Source organism: Amnibacterium setariae (genome assembly GCF_003581425.1).
In the GTDB taxonomy this organism is placed as follows: Bacteria; Actinomycetota; Actinomycetes; order Actinomycetales; family Microbacteriaceae; genus Amnibacterium; species Amnibacterium setariae.
In genome coordinates this window covers 78,396-99,198 of the sequence record NZ_QXTG01000002.1, presented here as the reverse complement: position 1 = coordinate 99,198, position 20,803 = coordinate 78,396, and the positions used below count along the sequence as shown (strand labels likewise).

Genomic DNA, 20,803 nt, shown 5'->3' with positions numbered 1-20,803 from the left:
CTGCGCTCGCACCTCGACCAGCGGGTCAGGCGAGCAGCTCTGCGGCACGGTCGACGAAGGCGAGCAGGTCGTCGAGGGAGCCGGTCGGGGTGATCGCCCGCAGCACGAGCTCGTCCACGGCGCCGTCGTAGGCCGCGACGCCCGCCGCGAGGTCCCCTCCGGCCCGAGGCAGCACGGTGTCGAGCGCGTCGACGCCGAGCCGCGTGAAGTTCGCGGCGTAGGCCGGGTAGGCGGCGTACTGGGCGGCCTCCCGCTCGAGCACCGGCCGAGCGGCCTCGTCGACGATCGCGCGAGCGTAGAGCGCGATCCGCGGCGCCTCGCCCTGCGCGCGCCGGCCCAGCTCCCGCAGCTCGGCGGCCTGCTCCGCCGCGGCCTGCGGCGGCAGCCAGCTGAGCAGCGCGCCGTCGGACCGCTCCGCCGCGAGGGCGCGCATGCGGGGCCCGAGCGCCCCGACCACGATCGCGGCGCCGGTCTCCGCGCGGAGCAGGTCGACCGCCTCCCCCACGGCCCGCAGCGCGCCGGTGCGCAGCTGCCCGGACCCGATCCCGAGCGTCAGCCGCTGCTGCGGCACGCCCGTCCGCGCGAGGTCCTCGAGCAGCGCCGGCCCGGGCCGCCGGTCCACCGGGATCACGCCGGTGGCGAGCCGGAGGTGCTCGGTGGCCTCGGCGGCCGCCGCGAGCCCGGCCAGCGAGTCGCCCTGCGGGCTGTCGTTCAGCCAGAGCCCGGCGAACCCGGCCGCCTCGACCCGTGGGGCGAGCACGCGCGTCGCGGCCTCCCCGATCGCGCCCGGCACCCCGATGGACACCTCGGTCCGTCTCGTCCGCATCTGCAGCCTCCTCGCTCCCAGCATGCTCCCGCGCGGCTCCGACGGGCCTGCGGCCGGGTCAGCGCCGGCGGCGGAGCCAGACGAGCACGGCGGCGTCGGCGATCACCAGCACGAGCAGGATCCCGCCGACGACGCCGAGCCAGGTCTGGTCGGTCGCGAGTCCGATGACGATCGCGCCGACGGCGGCGAGGATCAGCACGGCGATGCCCTCGACGGCGGCGACCCGCTCGAACACGCGGGCGGTGCCGTTCAAACGGTCGCGGGGATCCTCGGCCACGGGACCAGTCTGCCCGACGTCGCTACGCTCGAAGCCCGTGACGGTCCTGCACGACGACCTGACGCTCGAGTTCACCGCGCCGCTGTGGCGCTGGGAGGCGCGGCGCGAGTTCTGGACCTTCGTCTCGCTGCCCTCCGCGGCGACGGAGGAGATCCGCGACATCGCCGGCGACCTGCCCCGCGGATTCGGCGCGGTGCGCGCCCACGCGCGGATCGGCGCGAAGCAGTGGTGGACGTCGGTCTTCCCGCAGAACGCGGACGGCCAGTACGTGCTGCCGGTCAAGAAGAGCGTGCGCACCGCGAACGACCTGGAGCTCGGCGACGACGTCGCGGTCTGGCTGCAGCTGCAGCCCTGACCGACCGGGCCCGAACGACCGGAGCCGCCGACGCGGCCCCCGCTCGCCGTTGAGCGGTGACCTCGCCGACGGCTCCGGTCGGTCGATCAGGCGGTCAGCGGTTGCCGCCGCCCGGCTTCTTCCCGCCGTCGTCGGGCTTGCCGCCGCCCGGCTTGCCGACGGCCGGCTTCCCGACGGACGGCTTGTCGTCCTTCTTCGGCGGCTTCGGGGTCGACTGCGGGCGGGCGTCGGCGTGCTGGATCGCCTTGCCGCCGTACAGGTACTGCGGGAGCGGGGTCGGCCAGCCGGCCGCGCCGCCGTACTTCGCGTTCATCGTCCGCTGGATCGCCTGAAAGATGCAGTGCCGCATCACCGCGAACTGGGAACCCGTGTTGCACGCCGCGGGCGAGTACACCCGACGCAGGTTGACCTTGCCGGTGACGTTGCCGACCCAGACCGCCGTGGAGACCTTCGTCGTGGACCCCATCACCCAGGTGTCCTTGGCGTCGTCGGTCGTCCCGGTCTTGCCGAACAGGTACTTGCCGTCGGAGAGCCGGTCGGGCGTCATCGTCCCGCGCTGCACCGGGTTGCGGAGGTCGTAGCCCGCCGCGATCATCAGCTGCTCGTCCTGGACCCGCCGGCAGTCGGCGCCGGGCACCTTGACCTTCTTGCCATCGACATCGAGGATCCGGTCGATCCCGATGGCGTCGCACCGCACGCCCTTGTTGGCGATCGTCGTGTAGCCCACCGCCATGTTGAGCGGCGCGACGGAGCTCGCCGTGCCCATGGCCATGGCCGGGGTCACGTCGAGCGGCTTGCTCTCCGGGATCCCGTTCTTGTCGCGGACCGCCTCGTCCTTCTTGTTCCGCTTGATCAGGCCGTTCGTCACGCCCATCGACTGCGCGATCTTCTGCAGGTCGCACAGGTCCTGCTCCTGCGCCATCGACATGAACACGCCGTTGATGGATCGCGCGGTGCCCGACTGGATGTCGAAGTTGCCCTTGTCGATCCGCGGGTCGTCGTTCTTGAACTGGTACGGGCCGTAGCCGTAGGTCCGCCCGCAGGCGGTGAAGTTCGACATCGGGATGGTGCGGCCGTTGCCGTTCACGGTCTGCCCGAGCGTGTGCCCGCTCTTCAGCCAGCCGATCATCGTGAACGCCTTGAAGGTCGATCCGGGCTGGAAGCCCGCGCCGGCGCCCAGCAGCTCGTCGGTGTTGTAGTTCACCGCCGAGTACTTGGTCCGGTTCTTCGCGCCGTTCGGCTTGAACGTCTTGTTCTGCACCATCGTCAGCACGCGGCCGGTCCCGACCTGCACCGAGGTGGAGGCGGCGCCGACGTCGGCGTACCCGGGCTTCTGCGGCACGTAGCGGTCGACCGCCTTCTGGGCCTTGCGCTGCAGGTCGAGGTCCAGGGTGGTGTAGATCCGCCACCCCTTCGTCATCAGCGACGCCTGGCGCTCGGCGGTCGTCTTCCCGAACTCCGGGCTCGTGAGGATCGTGTTGTAGACGTACGTGCAGAAGAAGGCGGCCGTGCCGGCCGTCTGGCAGCCCGTCGACGGCTGCGTGATCGTCGTCTTGATCGGCTGCGTCGAGTACTTCTCGTACTCCTCGGCCGTGATCATGCCGTGGTCGCGCTCGGTGGCGAGCACGTAGTTGCGGCGGCCCTCGGCGCCCGGCAGGTTCGCCTTCTTGTCGAGCCGGAACGCCTCCGGGTTGTTCACGATCGAGATCAGCGTCGCCGCCTGCCCGATGTCGAGGTCCTCGGCGCGCTTGTCGTAGTAGTACTGGCTCGCGGCCTCGATGCCGTAGGTGCGGCCGCCGAAGCCGGCGATGTTGAGGTAGCCGAGCAGGATCTCGTTCTTGTCGTACTTCTTCTCGAGGCCGATCGCGAGGCGCATCTCGCGGATCTTCCGGTTGTACGACCGGTCCGTGCACTTCTCGTAGGCGGCCTTCGCGGCCGCGGCCGACTTCTTGTCCGTGACCGGCATCGCCTCCGCCTGCTGCACGCAGACGTTCTTCACGTACTGCTGGCTGATCGTCGAGGCGCCCTGGATGTCCTTGTGCATGAAGTTCGACACGAGGGCGCGGGCGATGCCGTTCGGGTCGACCGGGCCGTGCTGGTAGAACCGCACGTCCTCGGCGGCGAGGGTCGCGTCCTTCACGGTCTTCGGGATGTCGTCCCACTTGACCACGTCGCGGTTCTGGTTGAAGAAGGAGGCGAGCAGGACCTGCTTGCCCTTCGACTTCGCGTAGATCCGCGCCTTCTGGTCGAGCGGCGTGATCTCGAGGTTCTCCGGCAGGCTCTGGAACGCGTCGATCTGCTTGCCGGTCGCGCTGCCGGCGATCGCGACCGCCGGTGTGACGAGGCAGGCGATGAGCGTGCCGGCGATGGCGGCCACCGCGAAGAAGGCGAGCAGGGCGGACAGCTTGCCCCCTGCTCGGAGGGCGGCCTGGGTCACGGACACCCCGGCATCGTAGGAGGTCCCCGGGACCGCGCATGCGTGCACGGCCGAACCACGCGGGGCGCGTGTCCGGATCGTTGCCGATCGTCCTGGAACGACCCTGGATTCCCTGGGCGACCAGGCCGACGCGGCACCGCCTCGTGCACGATCGGCGCATGACCGACCTCATCCGCCCCCGCCGCGGCCGCATCATCGCGGGCGTGTGCGCCGGGCTCGCGCTCCGCTTCCACACCTCGCCGACGCTGGTGCGCCTGCTGTTCCTGCTGTCGATGCTGCTGCCGGGGCCGCAGATCCTGATCTACATCGCGCTCTGGGTGATCCTGCCGAAGCAGCGGGCCTGAGCAAGGATCCGCGGATCCGGAGCTCCGGCGCGACGCGCCGCACGCGAGTGCGGGGGGGAATTGCGCGGCGCGGGTGCGCTCCGGATCCGCGGAGGCGGGGGCGGCGCCTAGGCGCCCGCGGCGCGACGCGGCTGCGCGGCGGGCTGCTGCGCCGCCGGCACCGTCTGCGCCGCCGGCTGCGGGGTCGGACGACCGAGCCGGCCGCCGTCGAGGCCGACCAGCGCGGGCCGCGGCACCGGCCGTGCGGGCACGGGCACGGCCACCGGACGGCGACCGCCGAGCACCCGCCGGACGATGCCGACCGCGGTGCGCCGCGACGGCACGTACCAGAGGAAGAACCCGACCCGGACGAGCCAGCCGAGCAGCTCGGGCAGCGGGACGCCCCAGAGCAGCGCGACCGCGTGCCCCGGCGCGAACGACGCCACGGTGCCGAGCCCGCGGAAGCCGAACCGGCGCGGTCGGGCCCGGCGCGACGTGCGCGCGATGTTGCGACCGACGGTCGTGCCCGCGCGGATCGCCCAGAGCGCCTCCTTCGGCACCCGGTCGCCGCCGCGGCGGATCGACGCCGCGTCGCCGGCGCTCCAGATGCCCTCCGTCACCCGGAGGCAGTCGTCCACCGCGAGCAGGCCGTCCGGCTCCTGGAACCGCTCGAGCCCGGGCATGACGGGGACCGAGTTGCCGAGCGCCGCGACCACGGTCGCCGCCTCGATGCGCGTCCCGTCCGCGAGGACGACCCCGTCGGCGTCGGCCGACGCGACGCGCGTCTCCGTCAGCAGCTCCACGCCGGCGTCATCGAGGTTCTTCGCGAGCCTCGCCTGCAGCCACTCCTGGTCCTGCCAGGCCGGCACGACCGTGCGGCTGCCCGAGACGAGCACGATGCGGCGCGCACCGCGGTAGCGGCGACCCAGCGCCGCCGCGACCTCCGTGCCCGCGAACCCCGCCCCGACCACGACGACCGTGGTCCGGCGCCGCGCGTCCTCGGCGTCGACGGGCACCTGCTCGTCCACCCACGCGAGGTGCTCGAGCAGCGACTCGAGCTGGCCGGGGAAGCGGAGCGGCCACCCGTGCTCGGTGAGCCCCGGCACGTGCTCGGTGCGGTCGTGGGCGCCGGTGGCGACGACGAGCTGGTCGTACTCGACCGTGCGCGTCACCCCCTCCCACTCGACCCGCACCGTGCGCGCGTCGCTGTCGACGGCGGTCGCCCAGCCGCGGATGCGCTCGGCCTTCGGCAGGCACTCGTCGAGAGGGCTGGCCTGCAGCGCGGGCGTCAGCTCGCCGACGAGCACCTCGCCGGTGAAGCCGTGGAAGACGTGCTCGGTGAACGGCGCGATCACCGTGATGCGGGCCGAGTCCCCCATCCAGCGGCGGATCGCCCGGTAGCACCAGACGGCGGAGTAGCCGCCGCCGAGGATGACGACCCTCATGCGACCGCGCCGTCCGGGATCTGCGTCGGCCGCGCGTCGCGCCGAGACGGCACCGTCCAGCCCGGCACCGCCGCCGGCTCGCCGAACGACGTCGGCTCCGCGAGGCCGAACCCGAGGTGCGCGTAGCGGTCCGCGAGGCCCTGCACCCGGTCGACCTGCTCCATCGACGGGCGGCCGATGGTGCCGTGCCCGCGATGGCCCGCCAGCGCGAGCAGCGAGCTCTCCGCGAGGCAGGCGAACGAGGCGTCGTCGTCGAGGCCGATCGCGTAGCCGCGACGCTGGAGGCCGGGCGTCGCGACGACGCCGCCGTCGAGGATCGTGACGTCGGGGCGCTCGACCGCGAGGGTCGGGCTGCTGTTGCGGGGCTGCGTGTCGTCGAGCACGGTCGCCCCGAGCTTCAGGTGGTCCGCCGTGAGCACCGCACCCGCAGCCGAGGTCATGAGCACGACCAGGTCGGCGCGGCGGCAGGCCGCCATGTCCGTCGACCAGGTCGCGCCGAGGTCGCCCGCGAGGGCGGCGAGCGCGGCCGGGGTGCGGCCGACGAGCACCAGCTCCCCCACCGCGGCGGACCGGCCGAGGAGGCGCGCGACCGCCGTGCCGACCGACCCGTTCGCGCCGACCAGCGCGACGACGGGCTGCTCGGGCATCCCGGCGGCGATGCGCTCGACGGCCGAGGCGGTGACGGCCGCGGTGTAGGCGTTGCCGTTCGTCACGCCGATGTCGGTGCGGCGCCGCAGCTTCGCGCCGCCCGCGGTCGCCGGCGCCGTGAGCGCGCCGAGCCCGAGCACCGTCGCGCCGCGCTCGACGGCCAGGTCGATCGCCTGGTCGATGCGCCGGGCCACCAGGGCGCGGTCCTCGCCGAGCAGCATCGTCGGGGTGAGCGGCACGCCGATGACGTCGCCGAGCACCTCCCCCGGCCGGTCGGCCGCGGTGATCGTCGAGTGCACCCAGGGCTTGAACGGCAGCCGGCGCATGGCCGACTCCACGACGCGGCCCGGCACGAGGCCGAGCAGCGGCTGCACCAGCGCCAGGTCCTCCGAGGGGTCCGTGCGGGGGTGGATCAGGAAGGCGAACCGGCCGCGCGGGGTGGGTGTGGTGTCCATGACGGGCTCCGGGGCTCAAGGAGGCGGGTGCAGGCAGGGCGGTGCATCCGGCATGGAAGGGGCGCGCGAAGGCGCTCGGACGCCCCCCGATGTCCGGCTCGAACGACCGCCGCGCCCCCTGCCCGGGCGCCGCCCGAACGGGGGTCGTCGGCGACTTGGCGTCACCATATCGGGGGTCGTGCGGCCCCCCGCAAGCCCCAGTTGCACACGCGATCGATGCGCGCAACCCCTCGAGCGGGGCTACGTACTCGCGAAGTGCCTGGTCAGCACGTCAGTCACACCTGTCACCCCGTGCACAGGAGTCCTGTGCTGCACGGCGTGTCGTGCCCACCCGACGTGCGGTGCCGTGCTCACTCGACGTGCGGATGGAACGCCGTGGCGCCGGGCGCGGAGACCTGGTTGTGGACCAGGTCGATCCCGAGCACGTCGAAGCGGGCCGCGTCGATCACGATGGACACCGCCCGCGCGAGCACCGCCTGGTCCCCCTCGTCGCCGACGACGAGCTGCCCGTCCTCGTTCTCCTGCGGCAGCGCGATGCGCGAGCGGAGGTCGAGCGGGTCCTTCACCCGGAGGCGGATCGCGGCGGTCACCGTCACCGTGCCGTCGTCGTGGACCTCCGGCTGCAGCACTCGTGCGGACACGGCACGAACGGTACGGGACGGCCCTGCGCGCTCAGCCGCGGACGGCGTCGACGACCGCGGCGACCCGTCGGGCGCGCGTCTCCGGCGCCTTGGCGCCCTCCACCGACACGACGTGGGCCTTCCTGCGGCTCGGCGCGAGCCGGTCGAAGCCCTCACGGGCGCCGGCCGCGGCGAGGGCCTCGGCGAGGTCGTCCGGCACGACGAGCTCCGGCTGCGCGGCGAGCTCGAGGGAGACCTCCAGCTCGTCGCCGCCCGCGAGCCCGCTCTCGGCCCGGCGCTCGGCGGAGAACGGGATGAGCGCCTGCCCGCCCATCCCCCCGACGGTGCTCGCGAACCGGTAGCCGTTCACGACGACGGCGACCGACGGCCGCTTCCCGCCGCCGAGCCGCTCGAGCACCTCGGGCGGCACCGGGACGCCCGTGTTGCGGCCGGTCAGGTGCATGGTCGTGCGGTACTCGACGCTCACGCGGTCATCCTGCACCCGGCGCTCGGCGATCCTCCACCTCTGTCGAACACGTGTTCGAGTACCGTGTGCTCCGTGATCGACTGGCACCCCCGCCGACTGGTCTCCGGCACCGAGTGGACGATGACCGTGCCGGGTCACGCCGAGCCCCTCGCGGTGATCCGCCGGCTGCGGTTCGAGGGGCGGCCGGTGTACCGCGCGGTGACCTGGGCGCCGACGTCGGGCGGCCGCGAGCTCATCGGCTACTACCGCAGCGGGGACGAGGCCGCCGTGGCCGTGTGGCGGCGGTACGTCGAGCAGCAGTCGACCCGCCACGACGCCGCGTCCCGCACGCACGGGGGCCGCGAGCGCGGCTGAGGTCGGCGAACGGGCGTCACTCCCCCTCGGCGGCGCTCCCCTGCCACAGGGCGGCGCAGTCGAGGCAGACCCGCAGCACCCGCGGACGCTCGCCGGGGACCGCCGCCAGCGCGATGCGCTCGCCTCCGCACGCGGGACAGGACATGGGGCGATGCTGCGCGACGGGTCCGACAGCGCGTGCACACCCCCTGGTCTCGGGGTTCCGCCCCCGGGGCGCGTCCCGCATCATTCCCGCATGACCGGGTCCGACGTCGCGATGCTCGCGCTGACGTTCGCCGGCTTCGCCCTCATCGCGATGCTGCCCTACGCGGCGTTCCGCCTCGTCGAGCTCGCCGAGGACGCGCTGGACCGGGCCCGCGACCGCGCCTGACGTCGCACACTGGGGGCGTGGACCTCTTCCCCGGAACCGCGGTGCCGCTGCCGCCGACCTCCGTGCGCCGGGGCGCCGTGCGGTTCACCGCGGCGGATCCGGTCGGCGCTCCCCCGGAGCCGGTGCGGCACGCGGCCGGCTACGGGCCGTTCGTCGACCTCGTCGAGCGGGACGGAGGGCTCCCGGCGGACCTCGCCGGCGACCTCGGCGCGCTGGCGGCCTTCGTCCGCGCGCACGCGACCGAGCTCGCCGACCCGGACCTGGCCGCGGCAGGCGCCGTCTTCCTCGGGAACGCGCTCGTCGCGGCCTACCCGCGCGCCGCCTGGCAATCGGCGTCGCAGCGCGAGGTCGGCACCCGGGCGGTCTCCATGCCCGTCGACGCGGCCTTCGCCGCCCTCCGGGACGAGCCGGGGTTCGGCCCGCGGATGGCCGCCGAGCTCCCGGCGCGGTGGGCGGAGGAGGACGCCCGCTGGGACGCCGTGGACGCCGCGATGACCGCGACGAGCGACGCGGGTGAGGGCGTGCGGCTCGACGAGGCGCCCGAGCTCGACCGGCCGCCCGTCGCCGTCGGTCCGTTCCCCGACGAGCACGGCGACCCGATCCCGTACGGCGACCGGTGGCCGGACGGCCCGTCGGACGACGCGTACTCCAGGGTCACCCACCCGGAGCGGTTCGCGCCCCTGCTCGACGTGGCGGCTGCGCTGGTCGCGCACCTCGAGCGCCACTACGAGGTGACGGTCGAGCGGTCGGACGACGCCGTGACGCTGCGCCCGAGCGCGGGGGCACCGCTCCGGCTCACCCGGACCGACTTCCCGTCGGTGCACGTGCGGGCGGGGCTGCTGCTCGCGGAGACGCTGCCGCAGTGCGGGTGCGACGCCTGCGACGAGACCGCGGCGTCGCTGATCGACGCGCTCGAGCAGACCGTGCTCGGCGTCGCCGCGGGCGGCCTGGCGGAGCACGTCCCGACGCGGCCGGGCACGGGCGCCTTCCACCTCGCCCTGCCGGACGGCGGCGGACGCGGCTCCGGCGGGTCCGACCTGCCCGACCCGGCCGATCGGCTCGTCGACCCCGAGGCCGTGCTGGCGCTCGACGGCGCGCCGTGGCCGGCGTGGCCGCGGCGCGCTGCCGATCAGGCGGCGATCAGCTCCACCGCGTGATCGCAGGCGTCGCAGGCGGCGCTGCAGGAGCACGGCGGCGGGCAGTGGTGGGAGTGGCGGCAGGAGCACATCGGCTCGTCCTTCCGTACGGCTGTGGACGGTGGGCAGCAGCGTGCTCTGCCGCACCGCCGCCGCCGGACCGCGACGCGCCTCCCAGTTCGGGGGGGTCAGGCCTCGGTCGCGGCCAGCTGCCCGCAGGCGCCGTCGATCTCCTTGCCGCGGGTGTCGCGGATGGTGGTCGGGATGCCGGCGGCCTCGAGGCGCCGCACGAACTCCCGCTGCACCGCCGGCTCCGACGCGGTCCAGACCGAACCGGGCGTCGGGTTCAGCGGGATCGGGTTGACGTGGACCCAGCCGTGCCCGCGGGCGTTCAGCTTCTCCGCGAGCAGGTCCGCGCGCCAGCCGTGGTCGTTCATGTCCTTGATCAGCGCGTACTCGATCGACACGCGCCGGCCGGTCGCGTCGAAGTAGGCGCGGGCGGCGTCGAGGGCCTCGTCGACCTTCCACCGCGAGTTCACGGGGATGAGCTCGTCGCGCAGGTGGTCGTCGGGCGCGTGCAGGGAGAGCGCGAAGGTGACGGGGATCTTCTCGGCCGAGAGCTTCGTGATCGCGGGCACCAGGCCGACCGTCGAGACCGTGATGTGGCGGGCGCTCATGCCGAGCCCCTCCGGCGCCGGCGCGACCATCGTGCGCACGGCGGACATCAGCCGGTTGTAGTTCGCGAGGGGCTCGCCCATCCCCATGAACACGATGTTGCTCACGCGCTCCGGCGTCGTCTCGCCCGCGCGCTTGCCGCCGAGGGCGCCGTCGGCGATCACGCGGTTGGCGCGCACGACCTGGTCGACGATCTCGGCCGCCGACATGTTGCGGGTGAGGCCCGCCTGGCCCGTCGCGCAGAACGGGCAGTTCATGCCGCAGCCCGCCTGCGACGAGACGCACAGCGTGATGCGGCCCGGGTAGCGCATGAGCACCGACTCGACGAGCGCGCCGTCGTGCAGCTTCCAGAGGAACTTGATCGTGTCGCCGCGGTCGGTGGTGAAGCGGCGGACCTCGGTCATCAGCTCGGGCAGCAGCCCCTGGACGAGCTCGTCGCGGCCGGCGGCGGGCAGGTCGGTCATCTCGGCCGGGTCGGAGGTGTAGCGCGTGAAGTAGTGGCGCGCGAGCTGGCCGGCGCGGAACGCGGGCAGGCCGAGCTCGACGAGCCGCGCGCGGCGCTCCTCCGGGGTGAGGTCCGCGAGGTGCACCGGCGGCTTCCCGCGCTTCGGCGACGCGAACTGCAGCAGCGGCCGCCCGTCGGCGCCGCGCTGCTGCTGCCAGCCCTCGGTCCTCGGGCGCACCTGCACGGTGCGCGCCGCGGTCGTCGGCTCGGCGACGGGCGGGAGGAGGGCGTCGGGCATCCCTCCAGGATACCGGCGCCCCCGCCCGGCGCGGTGCGGGTTCAGCCCGCGTGCGCGTCCGACCGCGGCACGAGCGGGAGGGCGGCCAGCGGTGCCAGCGCGACCAGCGCGAAGGCGACCGGGTAGCCGACGACGGCGATGAGCGCCCCGATGCCGGGCGCCACCGTGGACGCGGCCACGAACTGCCCCGTGTTCTGCACGCCGAGGGCCCGGCCGGACCAGCCCGGTCCCGCGGCCTCCGCGACCGAGGTGAAGGCGAGGCCGTTGTCGGCGACGCTGACGGTCGTCGTCACGACGAGGAGGATCGCGGCCGGCACGGCCCAGTCGGCGGCGCCGGCGGCCGCGAGCAGCAGCAGCCCGACGACCCCGGCGACGGCGACGAGGCGGAGCAGGCGCATCCGGCCGAAGCGGTCGCTCATCGAGCCGACGACGATCCGGCCCCCGGCTCCGACGAGCTGCGCGAGCGCGACCACGACGCCGGCGGCGGTCGCGGACCAGCGGAGGTCGGCGATCAGCCACACGAGCCCGAACGTCGAGAGCGTGAACTGCGGCACGACGAGGAGCACGGAGACGAGGTGCACCCGGAGCAGGAAGCGGTCGCGCCGGTAGGGGTTCCCGGCCGCGACGAGCTCCGCGCGGGGCGGCCGCGGCGGGTCGGTGATCCCCGCCGCGCAGGCGACGGCGAGGACGGCGGTCGCGACGGCCCCGACGACGAGCGGGAGCGCCGCGCCGCCCGCGGCCGCGAGCGGCGGCACGACGAGCGCGGCGGCCGCGACGCCGAGCGGCTGGGACATCTGCCGGATCCCCATCGCCAGCCCGCGGCGGCGACGCGGGAACCAGCCGACGACGACCCGGCCGCTGGCCGCGTTGCAGCTGCCGGTCGCGCCGCCCGCGAGCAGGAGCAGCACGCCGATCGGCACGAGGCCGCCGGCGAGCGCGGCGAGCCCGGTGAAGGCCGCCGCGAGCGCCAGGCCCCCGGCGATGACCCACCGCTCGCCCACCCGGTCGGCGAGGGCGCCCCAGGCGACGAGCGTCAGCACGAGGCCGACGGTGGGCGCCGCGACGAGCAGCCCGACCTGCGCGAGCGGGAGGCCCTGCTGAAGGTGCAGGAGCGGGATCAGGTAGGCGGGCGTCGCCACGACGAGCGTCCCGGCGGCCTGCGCGAGCACGCCGAGGCCGAGCATCCGCCAGGCCGCGGGGCTGATGCGCTGGTCCTCCGCCGTCGTCGTCACCCCTCGATCCTGCCGGGCGCGCGAGGGGCCGACCCGTCCGCGGCGAGCGGGAATCCCGAGGCACCCCCTTCCGTTGGGCACCTGTGCACCCGGGGTTCCCCGGGCAGTCGTACCGTTGAGCGGTACGGACGACCGAGCAGGGGGAGGGCGATCGCGCGGTGGCGGAATGCATCCACGGGTTCGACGAGGGCATGTGCGACATCTGCTTCCCGAGGACGGCGCCCGAGCCGGCCGTGACCGTGGCGGCCTCGGCCACGCGCACGGCGCCGCGGGCGACCCGGCCCGCCACGACCCGCCCCGCGACCCGGCGGGCCGCCGGCACCGCGGCCGGCGTGCCCGCGAAGGTCCCGCCGTTCGGGACGCGTCGGCTCTACCACGCGACGCCGCTCGTGAACCTCGAGTCGATCCTGCTCGACGGCGAGCTGCGGGCGATCGCGGGCGGCCTCGAGCCCGACCTCGACGTCGCCGCGCCGCTCGCGCGGCAGCTGCGGGCCCACGCCGACGTGGGCGACGGCCGTCACGTCGACGAGTTCGTGCCGTTCGCCGCCTCGCCCGACGCGGAGCGCTGGGTCGAGCTGCGCAGCGGCGCGGAGGAGCCCCACTGGTCCGCGGCGGCCCGCTCGCTCGGGCCCGCCGACTACGCCGTGCTCGTCGCGGTCGGTCGCGACCTCGGCCAGGGCCTCGTCGTGGCCGACGACGACGCCGCCGCGCCGCGCACGCGGTTCACGCTCGACGACCCCGCCCGCGCGGTCGCCCAGGCCTCCCGCACGGACCCGGACCTGACCGGGGTCGAGGTGCTCGTGCCCGGACCCGTGCCGCTGTCCGCGGTGACCCTGATCGCGGTCGCGAACGAGCCCGCCCGCGCCCGCGTGCGCCGCATGTTCGCCGACGTCGACGGCGCCGCCCCGAAGGTGGTCGTCCACCCGCCGTGGTTCGTCGCGGCCGAGTGACGCCGGAGCCCCTCCGTACGATGTCGCGGTGACGATCACCGCCGCCGCCGACGGATCCGCCCTGGGCAACCCCGGTCCCGCCGGGTGGGCCTGGTACATCGACGACGACCGCTGGGCCGCCGGCGGCTGGCCGCACGGCACGAACAACATGGGCGAGCTGAAGGCCGTGCTCGAGCTGTTCCGTGCGACCGAGGGCGTCGACGACGACCTGCTCGTGCTCTGCGACAGCCAGTACGTCATCAACTCCGTCGTGAAGTGGATGCCCGGCTGGAAGCGGAAGGGCTGGCGCAAGGCCGACGGCTCGCCGGTCATGAACGTCGAGCTCATGAAGGAGATCGACGCCGCGCTGCAGGGGCGCCGCTACCGCTTCGAGTGGGTCAAGGGCCACGTCGGCCACGAGCTGAACGAGGCCGCGGACGACCGCGCGCGCGCCGCCGCGACCGCCTACCAGCGCGGCGCGACGCCCGACGCGGGCCCCGGCTTCGGCGGCGTGGCGCCCCGGCCGGCCTCACCCGCCTCGTCCTCCTCCGCCTCCTCTGCGGCGCCCGCGCTCTTCGAGGCCGAACCCGGACCGGCATCGGCTCCGTCGAAGCAGGTCGTCGTCGGGTTCTCGACCGCCGAGTTCCGAGCGCTCACCACCCGCGCGAAGCGGGCCGGCACGACGCCGGAGGAGCTGCTGCGGACGCTCGCGCTGAGCGAGCGCTGAGACCCCGCCGCGACACGCCGGACCCGGCCGATCGGGTCTTGCGGAGGGCGCCGGACCGGCGCATCCTGAAGACCTGATCGATCGCTCGGGAGAGCCGGAGGCAGCGCCCCGGCCACCGGGCGATCGGCTTGTCCGGCCCCTTCCGGAGCGCTACTCGACCCCGTCGACGTCGGCGACGGGCAGGCCCATCGCCGCGGCGCTCATCGAGCGCTCCTGCAGCCGGCGGTACCGCGCGGCGATGCGGGGCGCGGCGGCGCAGCCGACCCAGGCGATCCGGCGGTCGTCGCGGTGGCCGTCCGGCATCCACTCGGCGGTCCACGCCTCCACGGCGGAGCAGAGCAGCGTGCCCGCGACCGCATCGGCGCCGCGCACGAGCCAGGTGACGTGGACGCGGCGGGGCGTCGCCAGCGGCCGGACCTCGTCGGCGGAGCCGACCTCGACGTAGACCTGCCCGTAGGCGTCCACCGGCAGGGTCGCGATCAGGGCCTCGAGGTCCCGCAGGTCCGCGCCGTCGCCGGCGAGCAGGACGGTGGGGCCGGGTCGACCGCGATGCGCACGCACGCCTTCAGTTTAGGCATGCCTAACCTCAGTCGCGGGGCGCTCCGCCGGATCCGGCCTTCGCCGCGCGGTCCCGTTTGACCCGGGCGTTCTCCGCCATCACGGCGGCGTGCGTCTCGCGCTCGCGGAGCAGCCACTCGGGCTTGTGCTCGAGCAGCGCCTGGATCTGCGCGGTCGTCTGCGGCTCGGTCAGCTCCGCGCGCCGCAGGCCTGCGACGGACACCCCGAGCCGCGCGGCGACGACGGGCCGCGGGTGCGGGCCCTCCCGGCGCAGCACGACGAGCCACTCCGGCGGCGAGTCCTGCAGCTCCTGGAGGGCGGAGCGCGACACGGGCGCGCTCCGGAACGACTCCGGGGTCGCCTCGAGCAGCACCCCGAGCTTCTTCGCCGCCGTCTCCGGCTTCATCGTCTGGTCCTGCGCCACGACCGGAACGCTACCCTCGGCCCGGTGCCCGACCCGTTCGTGATCGGCGTCGTCGCCGGCGTCACCCCCGACCGCTGGGTGCGCGTGTGGCGGGAGCGGATGCCCGACGTGCCGCTGCAGGTCGTCCCCGTCGAGGACGTCGCCGCGGCGCTGCACCCCGCCGTCCCCGGCGATCCCGCAGTCCCGGCGGTCCGCATGGTCTTCGCCCGGCTGCCCGTCGACGGCGCCGACGCGGACGGGCTGCACGTGATCCCGCTGTGGGAGGAGACGCCGGTCGTCGTCGCGGCGAAGGACCACCCGGTCAAGGTCTTCGACGCCGTGACGGAGGCGGACCTCGCCGACGAGGAGCTCTACCCCGGCTGGGACGAGGGCGCGCTCGACATCGTCGCCGCGGGCCACGGCATCGCCCGGATGCCCCAGTCCGTGTTCCGGGCGACGGGACGCAAGGACCTCGTCGCGCGGCCGATCACCGACGCCGCGCCGAGCCGCGTCGGCCTCGTCTGGCCGCGGTCGGAGGGCGGCCCGCTCGTCGACGAGTTCATCGGCATCGTCCGCGGCCGGACCGCGAACAGCTCCCGCGCGGAGGCCGCAGCGCCCGCCGACCCCGCCGAGCCGACGCGGAGGCGCGGGACGGAGCAGCAGCGCCGTGCCACGCCGAAGCGGGCGACGCCGCCGGTGCAGAAGCACAAGCAGCAGCAGCGGCACCAGCCGAAGCCCGGACCGAAGCAGGGCAAGCGGCACCGCTGACCGGCCCGGCGCAGGCGCTCAGTCGAGCAGGTCGCCGTCGAGGTAGACCCAGCGGCCGGCCTCCCGCGCGAAGCGGCTCCGCTCGTGCAGCACGCCCGCCCCCGCCGCCGAGCGGTGCGCGGCGCGGAACTCCACGACGCCCTCGCCGTCGTCCGGTCCCCCGCGCGCGGTGTCCACGATCTGCAGCCGCCGCCACTCGAGGCCGTCGTCGACCTCGAGCTCCCGCGGCCGCGTCGCAGCGGCCCAGGTCGCCAGCAGGTACGGCCCGAGCCCGAGCGCGAACGCCGAGTAGCGGGACCGCATCAGCGCCTCGGCCGTCACCGCCGGCGCGCCCGCGTGCAGCGGCCCGCAGCAGGCGCCGTAGCGCCCGCCGCCGCACGGACAGCGGTCGTCGGCTCCGATCACCGCCCCATCGTCCCCTCCCGGGGCGAGAATGGCGCCGTGGGCTTCATCCTGTCGGTGCGCAAGTCGGTCGGTCTCGAGGGACCGGAGGACGGCGGGCTCGCGTCCGCCCTGCGCAACATCGGTCAGATCGAGCAGTACGGCACCGTGATCGAGCGCGACGCCGGTGCCGATCCCGGGCCCGCCACCGACCCCGCGGCGCTCCCCTGGCCGCTCGCGGCCGGCCCCGCGCCGGAGCCGTCGGAGTCGTCCGAGTCGCTCCGCGACGACGCGTAACGAACCCGGAACACGCGCCCCCTACCGTTGGGGGCATGCCTGACACCGTCCAGCCGGAGGCGATCGACGCCGTCGGCCGCTTCGAGGCCGAGCAGGAGATCCCGGAGCGCATGCGCGCCGACGTGCGCCTGCTCGGCGCGCTCCTCGGCCGCGTGCTCCGCGAGAGCGGCTCCCCCGGCCTCTACGAGGACGTCGAGCGCCTCCGGGTCGCGACGATCCAGGCGTACACCGACGAGACGGACCGGGCCTTCTCGGCCGCCGCCGCGATCGCCGAGGAATTCACGGTCGCGCGCGCCGACGAGGTGGCCCGCGCCTTCACCGCCTACTTCCACCTCGTGAACCTCGCGGAGGAGCACCAGCGCGTGCGCGTGCTGCGCGAGCGCGACGGCCGACCCTCCCGCGACCCGGCGGACTCGGTCGGCAGCGCCTTCGCGAAGCTGTCGGAGGAGGTCGGCGCCCCGACCGCGCTCGAGCGGCTGCAGGCGATGCGGTTCCACCCGGTCTTCACCGCGCACCCGACCGAGGCGCGGCGCCGCGCGGTGTCGTCCGCGATCCGGCGGCTCGCGGACCTGCTCGACGAGCGCGACGGCGCGGTCGCGCCGGCCCAGGTCGAGCGGATCGAGCGCAGCATGCTCGAGGAGATCGACACGCTGTGGCGCACGGCGCCGCTGCGGTCGGAGAAGCCGAGCCCGGTCGACGAGGTGCGCTCGATCATGGCCGTCTTCGACGAGACGCTCTACACCGCGGTGCCGGAGGTGTACCGGCGCATCGACGCCGTGCTGCAGCCCGAGGCCTCGGGCGACGCGGCCCCGCAGGTGCGCCCCTTCGTCCGGGTCGGCACGTGGGTCGGCGGCGACCGGGACGGCAACCCGTTCGTCACCGCGGCGATCACGAAGCAGGCGGCCGCGATCGCGAGCGAGCACGTGCTGCTCGGCCTCGAGCGGACCGCCGCCCGCGTCGGCCGCACGCTCACCCTCGACGCGTCGACCACCCCGCCGTCGCCCGCGCTGCTCGCGCTCTGGCAGCGCCTCCGCGCCGTCGACGAGGAGGCCGCGGCGGAGGTCGCGAAGCGGTCGCCGGACGAGCCGCACCGCCGCGTGCTCCTCCTGCTGTCCCGCCGCATCGCGGCGACCAGGACCCGGAACGCGGACCTCGCCTACCGCGACCCGGAGGAGCTGCTCGCGGACCTCGCGGTGCTGCAGGGCTCGCTCGTCGAGGCGGGCGCGCACCGGCAGGCCTACGGCCACCTGCAGACGCTGATCTGGCAGGTGCAGACCTTCGGCTTCCACCTCGCCGAGCTCGAGGTGCGGCAGCACTCCGCCGTGCACCGGAAGGTGCTCGCCGAGATCGAGGCGGGCGGGCCGCTCAGCGAGCAGGCCGAGGAGGCGCTGCAGGTCGTCCGCACGATCGCGCAGATCCAGCGCCGCTACGGCCCGCGGGCCGCCGGCCGCTACATCGTCTCCTTCACGCAGTCCGCCGACGACCTCGCCGCCGTGCACCGGCTCGCCCGCGCCGCGGTCGGCCCCGACGGCACCCCGCCGGTGCTCGACGTGATCCCGCTGTTCGAGACCTTCGCGGACCTGCAGGCCGCGCCGGGGATCCTCGCCGAGATCGTCGAGCACCCCGAGTTCTCGGCCCGGCTCGAGGCGACCGGGCGCCGGCTCGAGGTCATGCTCGGCTACTCCGACTCCTCGAAGGACGTCGGCCCGGTCGCCGCGACGCTCGCGCTCTACGAGGCGCAGCGGCGGATCGCGACCTGGGCGCAGGAGCACGACATCGAGCTCACGCTCTTCCACGGCCGGGGCGGTGCGCTCGGCCGCGGCGGCGGCCCGGCGAACTCGGCGATCCTGGCCCAGCCGCCGCACTCCGTCGACGGCCGCTTCAAGCTCACCGAGCAGGGCGAGGTGATCTTCGCCCGGTACGGCGGCAGCGACATCGCGATGCGGCACATCGACCAGGTGACCGCGGCGGTGCTGCTCGCCTCGGCGCCCTCCATCGAGACGCGCAACGAGGCGGCCGCGACCCGGTTCGCGGAGGTCGCCGCGACGATGGACCGCACCTCGCGGGAGCGCTTCTTCGCCCTCGTGAAGGCCCCCGGCTTCGCGCCGTGGTTCGCGACGGTGACGCCGATGGAGGAGATCGGGCTGCTCGCGCTCGGCTCCCGGCCGGCGCGGCGCGGCCTCTCCGTGGAGTCGCTCGAGGACCTGCGGGCGATCCCGTGGGTGTTCTCCTGGACGCAGGCCCGCATCAACCTCACCGGCTGGTTCGGGCTCGGCAGCGCGCTCGAGGCCGTGGGCGACGAGGCGCTGCTGCGGGAGGCGTACCGCGACTGGCCGCTGTTCCGCACGATGATCGACAACGTCGCGATGGGCCTCGCGAAGGCCGACCAGCGGATCGCCCGGCACTACCTCGCGCTCGGCGACCGCGAGGACCTCGCGGCCCTCGTGCTCGAGGAGATGGACCGGACCCGCGACCAGGTCCTGCGCATCACGGGCGCCGCGCAGCTGCTCGCGAACAAGCCGGTGCTGCAGCGCGCGGTGAAGATGCGCAGCCCCTACGTCGACGCGCTCTCCCTCCTCCAGCTGCGCGCGCTGCGCGCGCTGCGGGAGGCCCCGGAGGAGCAGCCGGCGGACCCGGAGCTGCAGCGCCTCCTGCTGCTCTCCGTCAGCGGCGTCGCGGCCGGCCTGCAGAACACGGGCTGACCCGAGCCGTCAGCCGCGTCGCCGCGGCCTCGCCGTCCGGGCGGCGCCGCGGTGCGGGGTCGGGCTGCCGCCGTGCCGCTCGACCCACGCGGTGAAGGAGCGCGCCGAGCCGCCGGCGGGGCGGCGGAGCCACGGCCACGGGTGCAGCGCGGCCACGTCGACGCGCGCCGACCGGGCGCGGAAGCCGGGCACCGGCGCCCAGGTGACCGCGACGGACCGGCCCGCCAGCACCTCGGGCACGACGCCGCGGTGCACCTCCACCTCCCGCCGCTGCGCGAGGTCCGCGAGCGTCTCCGCCAGGAAGGCCAGCCGCTTGCCGGACAGCCGGAGGCCGCGGAGCAGGGGCTCGTCGAAGACGAACACGACGGGTGCGCCCGGCGTCGCCGCGAGCGCGGGATCGGCGTCGCCGAGCGACTCCGCCGTGAGCCAGACGGCGTCCGGCTCGCCCCGGACCTCCGGCACCAGCGGCCCGGCCGTCGCGGTCGGGTCCGGGTCGGCGGCGAGCCCGGGCGCGGCGTCGACCTGCGGCCCGGCCTGCGCCTCCGGGAAGTCCTGGATCGGGCAGGCGCGGCGCAGCGGGCAGGAGGCGCAGAGGCCGGGCGCCCGCTTCTCGACCTGCCAGCGGCTGAAGCCGTACGGCTTGCCGGTGCCCGCGCCGACGGCCCACTGCCAGCCGACGCCGTTCGCGGCGGGCGACCCGTCGACGAGGTGCCGGTAGAGCGCGCGCTCCCCCTCCCGCCAGTCCCAGCCCGCCCGGACCGTCCACTGCGACGCGGCCCAGAGCCGCGTCTGGTTCACGAGCCAGCCGTCCTCGACGAGCTCGTGCCGGACGGCGGCCATGCACGCCATCTCCTCCGGGTACGGCTCCCCCGACCAGCCGTGCCCGACCGCCGGCTCCCGGCGCAGGGGCCGGGCGATGCGGCGCCCGACCCGCGCGTAGACGTGCCGCGCGTACTCCTGCCACAGCAGCTCGTCGCGGAACTTGCCGACGTCCCGCGCCGGGCCGCCCGCGACGCGGTCCCACACCCGTGGCAGCGGCAGCAGGCCGTGCCGGATGAAGGGCGAGAGACCGCTCGCGCCGCGGTCCTCGGCGGGCAGCACCTCGTTCCGCTGCGCCGCGTAGCCGCGGACGTCGAAGTCCTCGAGCGCCTCGTCGGCCGCGGTCTGCCCGCCCACGAAGCGCCGGGAGGCGGCGACCCCCTCCGGCCCCTCGAGCGCGAGGTCGCCGAGGTGCCGCGCCGCCCACCGCACCGCGTCGTCGAGGTCGGGGGTCGGCAGTCGGGTCACCGGCGCAGGCTAGGGCGCGGCGCGGACCGCGGGGTCAGTTCCGCGGGAACACGAAGAGCATGGCCAGCCCGAGGAGCACCGCGGCGCCCCCCAGCAGGAACAGGAGCGCGACCGACGCCGTCAGGTCCTCCCGCACGGGGCGGCGGCCACGGATCGCCGCCCGGCGCTCGCCGACGATCCCCCGGACGCCGAAGCCGACCAGCACCAGCCCGAACGCGAGGACGAACCAGCCGGTCATCCGCCGATCGTGCCAGCCGATCCTGCGGGAGCGGACGGGTGGTCTCGAGGCTCGCTGCGCTCGCACCTCGACCAGCGGGGGGCCGGCGGGCACGGGCGCGGATGGGACCATGGAGGGGTAGACCCTTCAC

Annotated in this window: 25 protein-coding genes; 10 read left to right on the top strand and 15 right to left on the bottom strand. The window is 75.3% G+C overall.

The features are described from left to right. Window positions 1-25: 25 nt before the first annotated feature. Together D1781_RS08450 and D1781_RS17745 are read right to left on the bottom strand one after the other, a co-directional pair. Complete coding sequence (locus D1781_RS08450) at window positions 26-826, bottom strand: LLM class flavin-dependent oxidoreductase (RefSeq protein ID WP_119481900.1); 801 nt, start codon at window positions 824-826, stop codon at window positions 26-28. Between the two features lie 58 nt (window positions 827-884). Continuing rightward, window positions 885-1,103: a hypothetical protein gene (locus tag D1781_RS17745; protein WP_199706710.1), complete on the bottom strand. Its 219-nt coding sequence runs from the start codon at window positions 1,101-1,103 to the stop codon at window positions 885-887. Window positions 1,104-1,140: 37 nt separating this feature from the next. Between D1781_RS17745 and D1781_RS08445 the strand changes: the two genes are divergently transcribed. Next, window positions 1,141-1,458, top strand: a complete 318-nt coding sequence (locus tag D1781_RS08445; RefSeq protein WP_325048807.1) for a DUF1905 domain-containing protein — start codon at window positions 1,141-1,143, stop codon at window positions 1,456-1,458. A gap of 94 nt (window positions 1,459-1,552) precedes the next feature. Here the strand turns inward: D1781_RS08445 and D1781_RS08440 are convergent, their stop codons facing one another. After that, on the bottom strand, window positions 1,553-3,901 hold the full coding sequence (locus D1781_RS08440) for a transglycosylase domain-containing protein (protein WP_147392060.1): 2,349 nt from the start codon (window positions 3,899-3,901) through the stop codon (window positions 1,553-1,555). A 152-nt stretch (window positions 3,902-4,053) separates the two neighbouring features. On the opposite strand from D1781_RS08440, the gene D1781_RS08435 reads away from it, so the two are divergent. After that, the gene (locus D1781_RS08435; protein WP_119481897.1) at window positions 4,054-4,239 is read left to right on the top strand and encodes a PspC domain-containing protein; all 186 of its coding nucleotides are present in this window, start codon (window positions 4,054-4,056) and stop codon (window positions 4,237-4,239) included. Window positions 4,240-4,346: 107 nt separating this feature from the next. On the opposite strand, the gene D1781_RS08430 is transcribed toward D1781_RS08435, so the two are convergent. From D1781_RS08430 to D1781_RS08415, 4 genes are all read right to left on the bottom strand, one after another. Then, on the bottom strand, window positions 4,347-5,663 hold the full coding sequence (locus D1781_RS08430) for an NAD(P)/FAD-dependent oxidoreductase (protein WP_119481896.1): 1,317 nt from the start codon (window positions 5,661-5,663) through the stop codon (window positions 4,347-4,349). Then, window positions 5,660-6,766, bottom strand: coding sequence for a semialdehyde dehydrogenase (locus D1781_RS08425; RefSeq protein ID WP_199706522.1), 1,107 nt, complete (start codon window positions 6,764-6,766; stop codon window positions 5,660-5,662). Before D1781_RS08425 ends, D1781_RS08430 begins: the two co-directional genes overlap by 4 nt. Before the next feature lie 350 nt (window positions 6,767-7,116). Continuing rightward, window positions 7,117-7,407 (bottom strand): hypothetical protein, encoded by a 291-nt coding sequence (locus D1781_RS08420; RefSeq protein WP_147392059.1) that lies wholly within the window; start codon window positions 7,405-7,407, stop codon window positions 7,117-7,119. A 31-nt stretch (window positions 7,408-7,438) separates the two neighbouring features. Then, complete coding sequence (locus tag D1781_RS08415; RefSeq protein WP_233551188.1) at window positions 7,439-7,873, bottom strand: YdeI/OmpD-associated family protein; 435 nt, start codon at window positions 7,871-7,873, stop codon at window positions 7,439-7,441. Between the two features lie 72 nt (window positions 7,874-7,945). On the opposite strand from D1781_RS08415, the gene D1781_RS08410 reads away from it, so the two are divergent. Continuing rightward, window positions 7,946-8,227 carry a hypothetical protein gene (locus D1781_RS08410; RefSeq protein WP_147392058.1) on the top strand — a complete coding sequence of 94 codons (282 nt, stop codon included), beginning with the start codon at window positions 7,946-7,948 and terminating at the stop codon, window positions 8,225-8,227. A 16-nt stretch (window positions 8,228-8,243) separates the two neighbouring features. On the opposite strand, the gene D1781_RS18070 is transcribed toward D1781_RS08410, so the two are convergent. Continuing rightward, the gene (locus D1781_RS18070; protein ID WP_267899794.1) at window positions 8,244-8,372 is read right to left on the bottom strand and encodes a hypothetical protein; all 129 of its coding nucleotides are present in this window, start codon (window positions 8,370-8,372) and stop codon (window positions 8,244-8,246) included. A 90-nt stretch (window positions 8,373-8,462) separates the two neighbouring features. On the opposite strand from D1781_RS18070, the gene D1781_RS18065 reads away from it, so the two are divergent. Together D1781_RS18065 and D1781_RS08405 are read left to right on the top strand one after the other, a co-directional pair. Next, window positions 8,463-8,597 (top strand): hypothetical protein, encoded by a 135-nt coding sequence (locus D1781_RS18065; RefSeq protein ID WP_267899793.1) that lies wholly within the window; start codon window positions 8,463-8,465, stop codon window positions 8,595-8,597. A gap of 17 nt (window positions 8,598-8,614) precedes the next feature. After that, window positions 8,615-9,754 carry a DUF6226 family protein gene (locus D1781_RS08405; protein WP_147392057.1) on the top strand — a complete coding sequence of 380 codons (1,140 nt, stop codon included), beginning with the start codon at window positions 8,615-8,617 and terminating at the stop codon, window positions 9,752-9,754. A gap of 167 nt (window positions 9,755-9,921) precedes the next feature. Here the strand turns inward: D1781_RS08405 and rlmN are convergent, their stop codons facing one another. Together rlmN and D1781_RS08395 are read right to left on the bottom strand one after the other, a co-directional pair. Continuing rightward, window positions 9,922-11,151 (bottom strand): 23S rRNA (adenine(2503)-C(2))-methyltransferase RlmN, encoded by a 1,230-nt coding sequence (gene rlmN / locus D1781_RS08400; protein WP_119481892.1) that lies wholly within the window; start codon window positions 11,149-11,151, stop codon window positions 9,922-9,924. A 41-nt stretch (window positions 11,152-11,192) separates the two neighbouring features. Beyond that, window positions 11,193-12,335 (bottom strand): MFS transporter, encoded by a 1,143-nt coding sequence (locus D1781_RS08395; RefSeq protein ID WP_119483133.1) that lies wholly within the window; start codon window positions 12,333-12,335, stop codon window positions 11,193-11,195. Window positions 12,336-12,541: 206 nt separating this feature from the next. Here D1781_RS08395 and D1781_RS08390 point away from each other — a divergent pair, with 206 nt between their 5' ends. Together D1781_RS08390 and D1781_RS08385 are read left to right on the top strand one after the other, a co-directional pair. Then, on the top strand, window positions 12,542-13,333 hold the full coding sequence (locus D1781_RS08390) for a DarT ssDNA thymidine ADP-ribosyltransferase family protein (RefSeq protein ID WP_119481891.1): 792 nt from the start codon (window positions 12,542-12,544) through the stop codon (window positions 13,331-13,333). A gap of 28 nt (window positions 13,334-13,361) precedes the next feature. Beyond that, window positions 13,362-14,039 carry a ribonuclease H family protein gene (locus D1781_RS08385; protein WP_119481890.1) on the top strand — a complete coding sequence of 226 codons (678 nt, stop codon included), beginning with the start codon at window positions 13,362-13,364 and terminating at the stop codon, window positions 14,037-14,039. Between the two features lie 150 nt (window positions 14,040-14,189). On the opposite strand, the gene D1781_RS08380 is transcribed toward D1781_RS08385, so the two are convergent. Both D1781_RS08380 and D1781_RS08375 read right to left on the bottom strand, forming a co-directional pair. Further along, window positions 14,190-14,600, bottom strand: a complete 411-nt coding sequence (locus tag D1781_RS08380) for an SIP domain-containing protein (RefSeq protein ID WP_119481889.1) — start codon at window positions 14,598-14,600, stop codon at window positions 14,190-14,192. Window positions 14,601-14,625: 25 nt separating this feature from the next. Next, window positions 14,626-15,003 (bottom strand): DUF5997 family protein, encoded by a 378-nt coding sequence (locus D1781_RS08375; RefSeq protein WP_119483132.1) that lies wholly within the window; start codon window positions 15,001-15,003, stop codon window positions 14,626-14,628. Window positions 15,004-15,045: 42 nt separating this feature from the next. On the opposite strand from D1781_RS08375, the gene D1781_RS08370 reads away from it, so the two are divergent. Further along, window positions 15,046-15,768 (top strand): LysR family transcriptional regulator substrate-binding protein, encoded by a 723-nt coding sequence (locus D1781_RS08370; protein ID WP_199706520.1) that lies wholly within the window; start codon window positions 15,046-15,048, stop codon window positions 15,766-15,768. Between the two features lie 18 nt (window positions 15,769-15,786). Here the strand turns inward: D1781_RS08370 and D1781_RS08365 are convergent, their stop codons facing one another. Next, complete coding sequence (locus D1781_RS08365; RefSeq protein ID WP_325048806.1) at window positions 15,787-16,173, bottom strand: YchJ family protein; 387 nt, start codon at window positions 16,171-16,173, stop codon at window positions 15,787-15,789. Between the two features lie 36 nt (window positions 16,174-16,209). Between D1781_RS08365 and D1781_RS08360 the strand changes: the two genes are divergently transcribed. Both D1781_RS08360 and D1781_RS08355 read left to right on the top strand, forming a co-directional pair. Further along, window positions 16,210-16,446, top strand: coding sequence for a hypothetical protein (locus tag D1781_RS08360; RefSeq protein WP_119481888.1), 237 nt, complete (start codon window positions 16,210-16,212; stop codon window positions 16,444-16,446). A 35-nt stretch (window positions 16,447-16,481) separates the two neighbouring features. Further along, entirely contained in the window at window positions 16,482-19,148 is a 2,667-nt protein-coding gene (locus tag D1781_RS08355; RefSeq protein WP_119481887.1) for a phosphoenolpyruvate carboxylase, read from the top strand. Window positions 19,149-19,157: 9 nt separating this feature from the next. Here the strand turns inward: D1781_RS08355 and D1781_RS08350 are convergent, their stop codons facing one another. Both D1781_RS08350 and D1781_RS08345 read right to left on the bottom strand, forming a co-directional pair. Further along, on the bottom strand, window positions 19,158-20,435 hold the full coding sequence (locus D1781_RS08350) for an FAD-binding domain-containing protein (protein ID WP_119481886.1): 1,278 nt from the start codon (window positions 20,433-20,435) through the stop codon (window positions 19,158-19,160). Window positions 20,436-20,469: 34 nt separating this feature from the next. Continuing rightward, complete coding sequence (locus D1781_RS08345) at window positions 20,470-20,673, bottom strand: hypothetical protein (protein ID WP_119481885.1); 204 nt, start codon at window positions 20,671-20,673, stop codon at window positions 20,470-20,472. Window positions 20,674-20,803: the final 130 nt, after the last annotated feature.

What these genes read in the sequence shown, in the direction of transcription:
- D1781_RS18070 (WP_267899794.1), bottom strand. Translation starts at nt 8,372, where the DNA reads ATGTCCTGTCCCGCGTGCGGAGGCGAGCGCATCGCGCTGGCGGCGGTC.
- D1781_RS08430 (WP_119481896.1), bottom strand. Translation starts at nt 5,663, where the DNA reads ATGAGGGTCGTCATCCTCGGCGGCGGCTACTCCGCCGTCTGGTGCTAC.
- D1781_RS08450 (WP_119481900.1), bottom strand. Translation starts at nt 826, where the DNA reads ATGCGGACGAGACGGACCGAGGTGTCCATCGGGGTGCCGGGCGCGATC.
- D1781_RS08395 (WP_119483133.1), bottom strand. Translation starts at nt 12,335, where the DNA reads ATGCTCGGCCTCGGCGTGCTCGCGCAGGCCGCCGGGACGCTCGTCGTG.
- D1781_RS08425 (WP_199706522.1), bottom strand. Translation starts at nt 6,766, where the DNA reads ATGGACACCACACCCACCCCGCGCGGCCGGTTCGCCTTCCTGATCCAC.
- D1781_RS08375 (WP_119483132.1), bottom strand. Translation starts at nt 15,003, where the DNA reads ATGAAGCCGGAGACGGCGGCGAAGAAGCTCGGGGTGCTGCTCGAGGCG.
- D1781_RS08355 (WP_119481887.1), top strand. Translation starts at nt 16,482, where the DNA reads ATGCCTGACACCGTCCAGCCGGAGGCGATCGACGCCGTCGGCCGCTTC.
- rlmN (WP_119481892.1), bottom strand. Translation starts at nt 11,151, where the DNA reads ATGCCCGACGCCCTCCTCCCGCCCGTCGCCGAGCCGACGACCGCGGCG.
- D1781_RS08435 (WP_119481897.1), top strand. Translation starts at nt 4,054, where the DNA reads ATGACCGACCTCATCCGCCCCCGCCGCGGCCGCATCATCGCGGGCGTG.
- D1781_RS18065 (WP_267899793.1), top strand. Translation starts at nt 8,463, where the DNA reads ATGACCGGGTCCGACGTCGCGATGCTCGCGCTGACGTTCGCCGGCTTC.
- D1781_RS08345 (WP_119481885.1), bottom strand. Translation starts at nt 20,673, where the DNA reads ATGACCGGCTGGTTCGTCCTCGCGTTCGGGCTGGTGCTGGTCGGCTTC.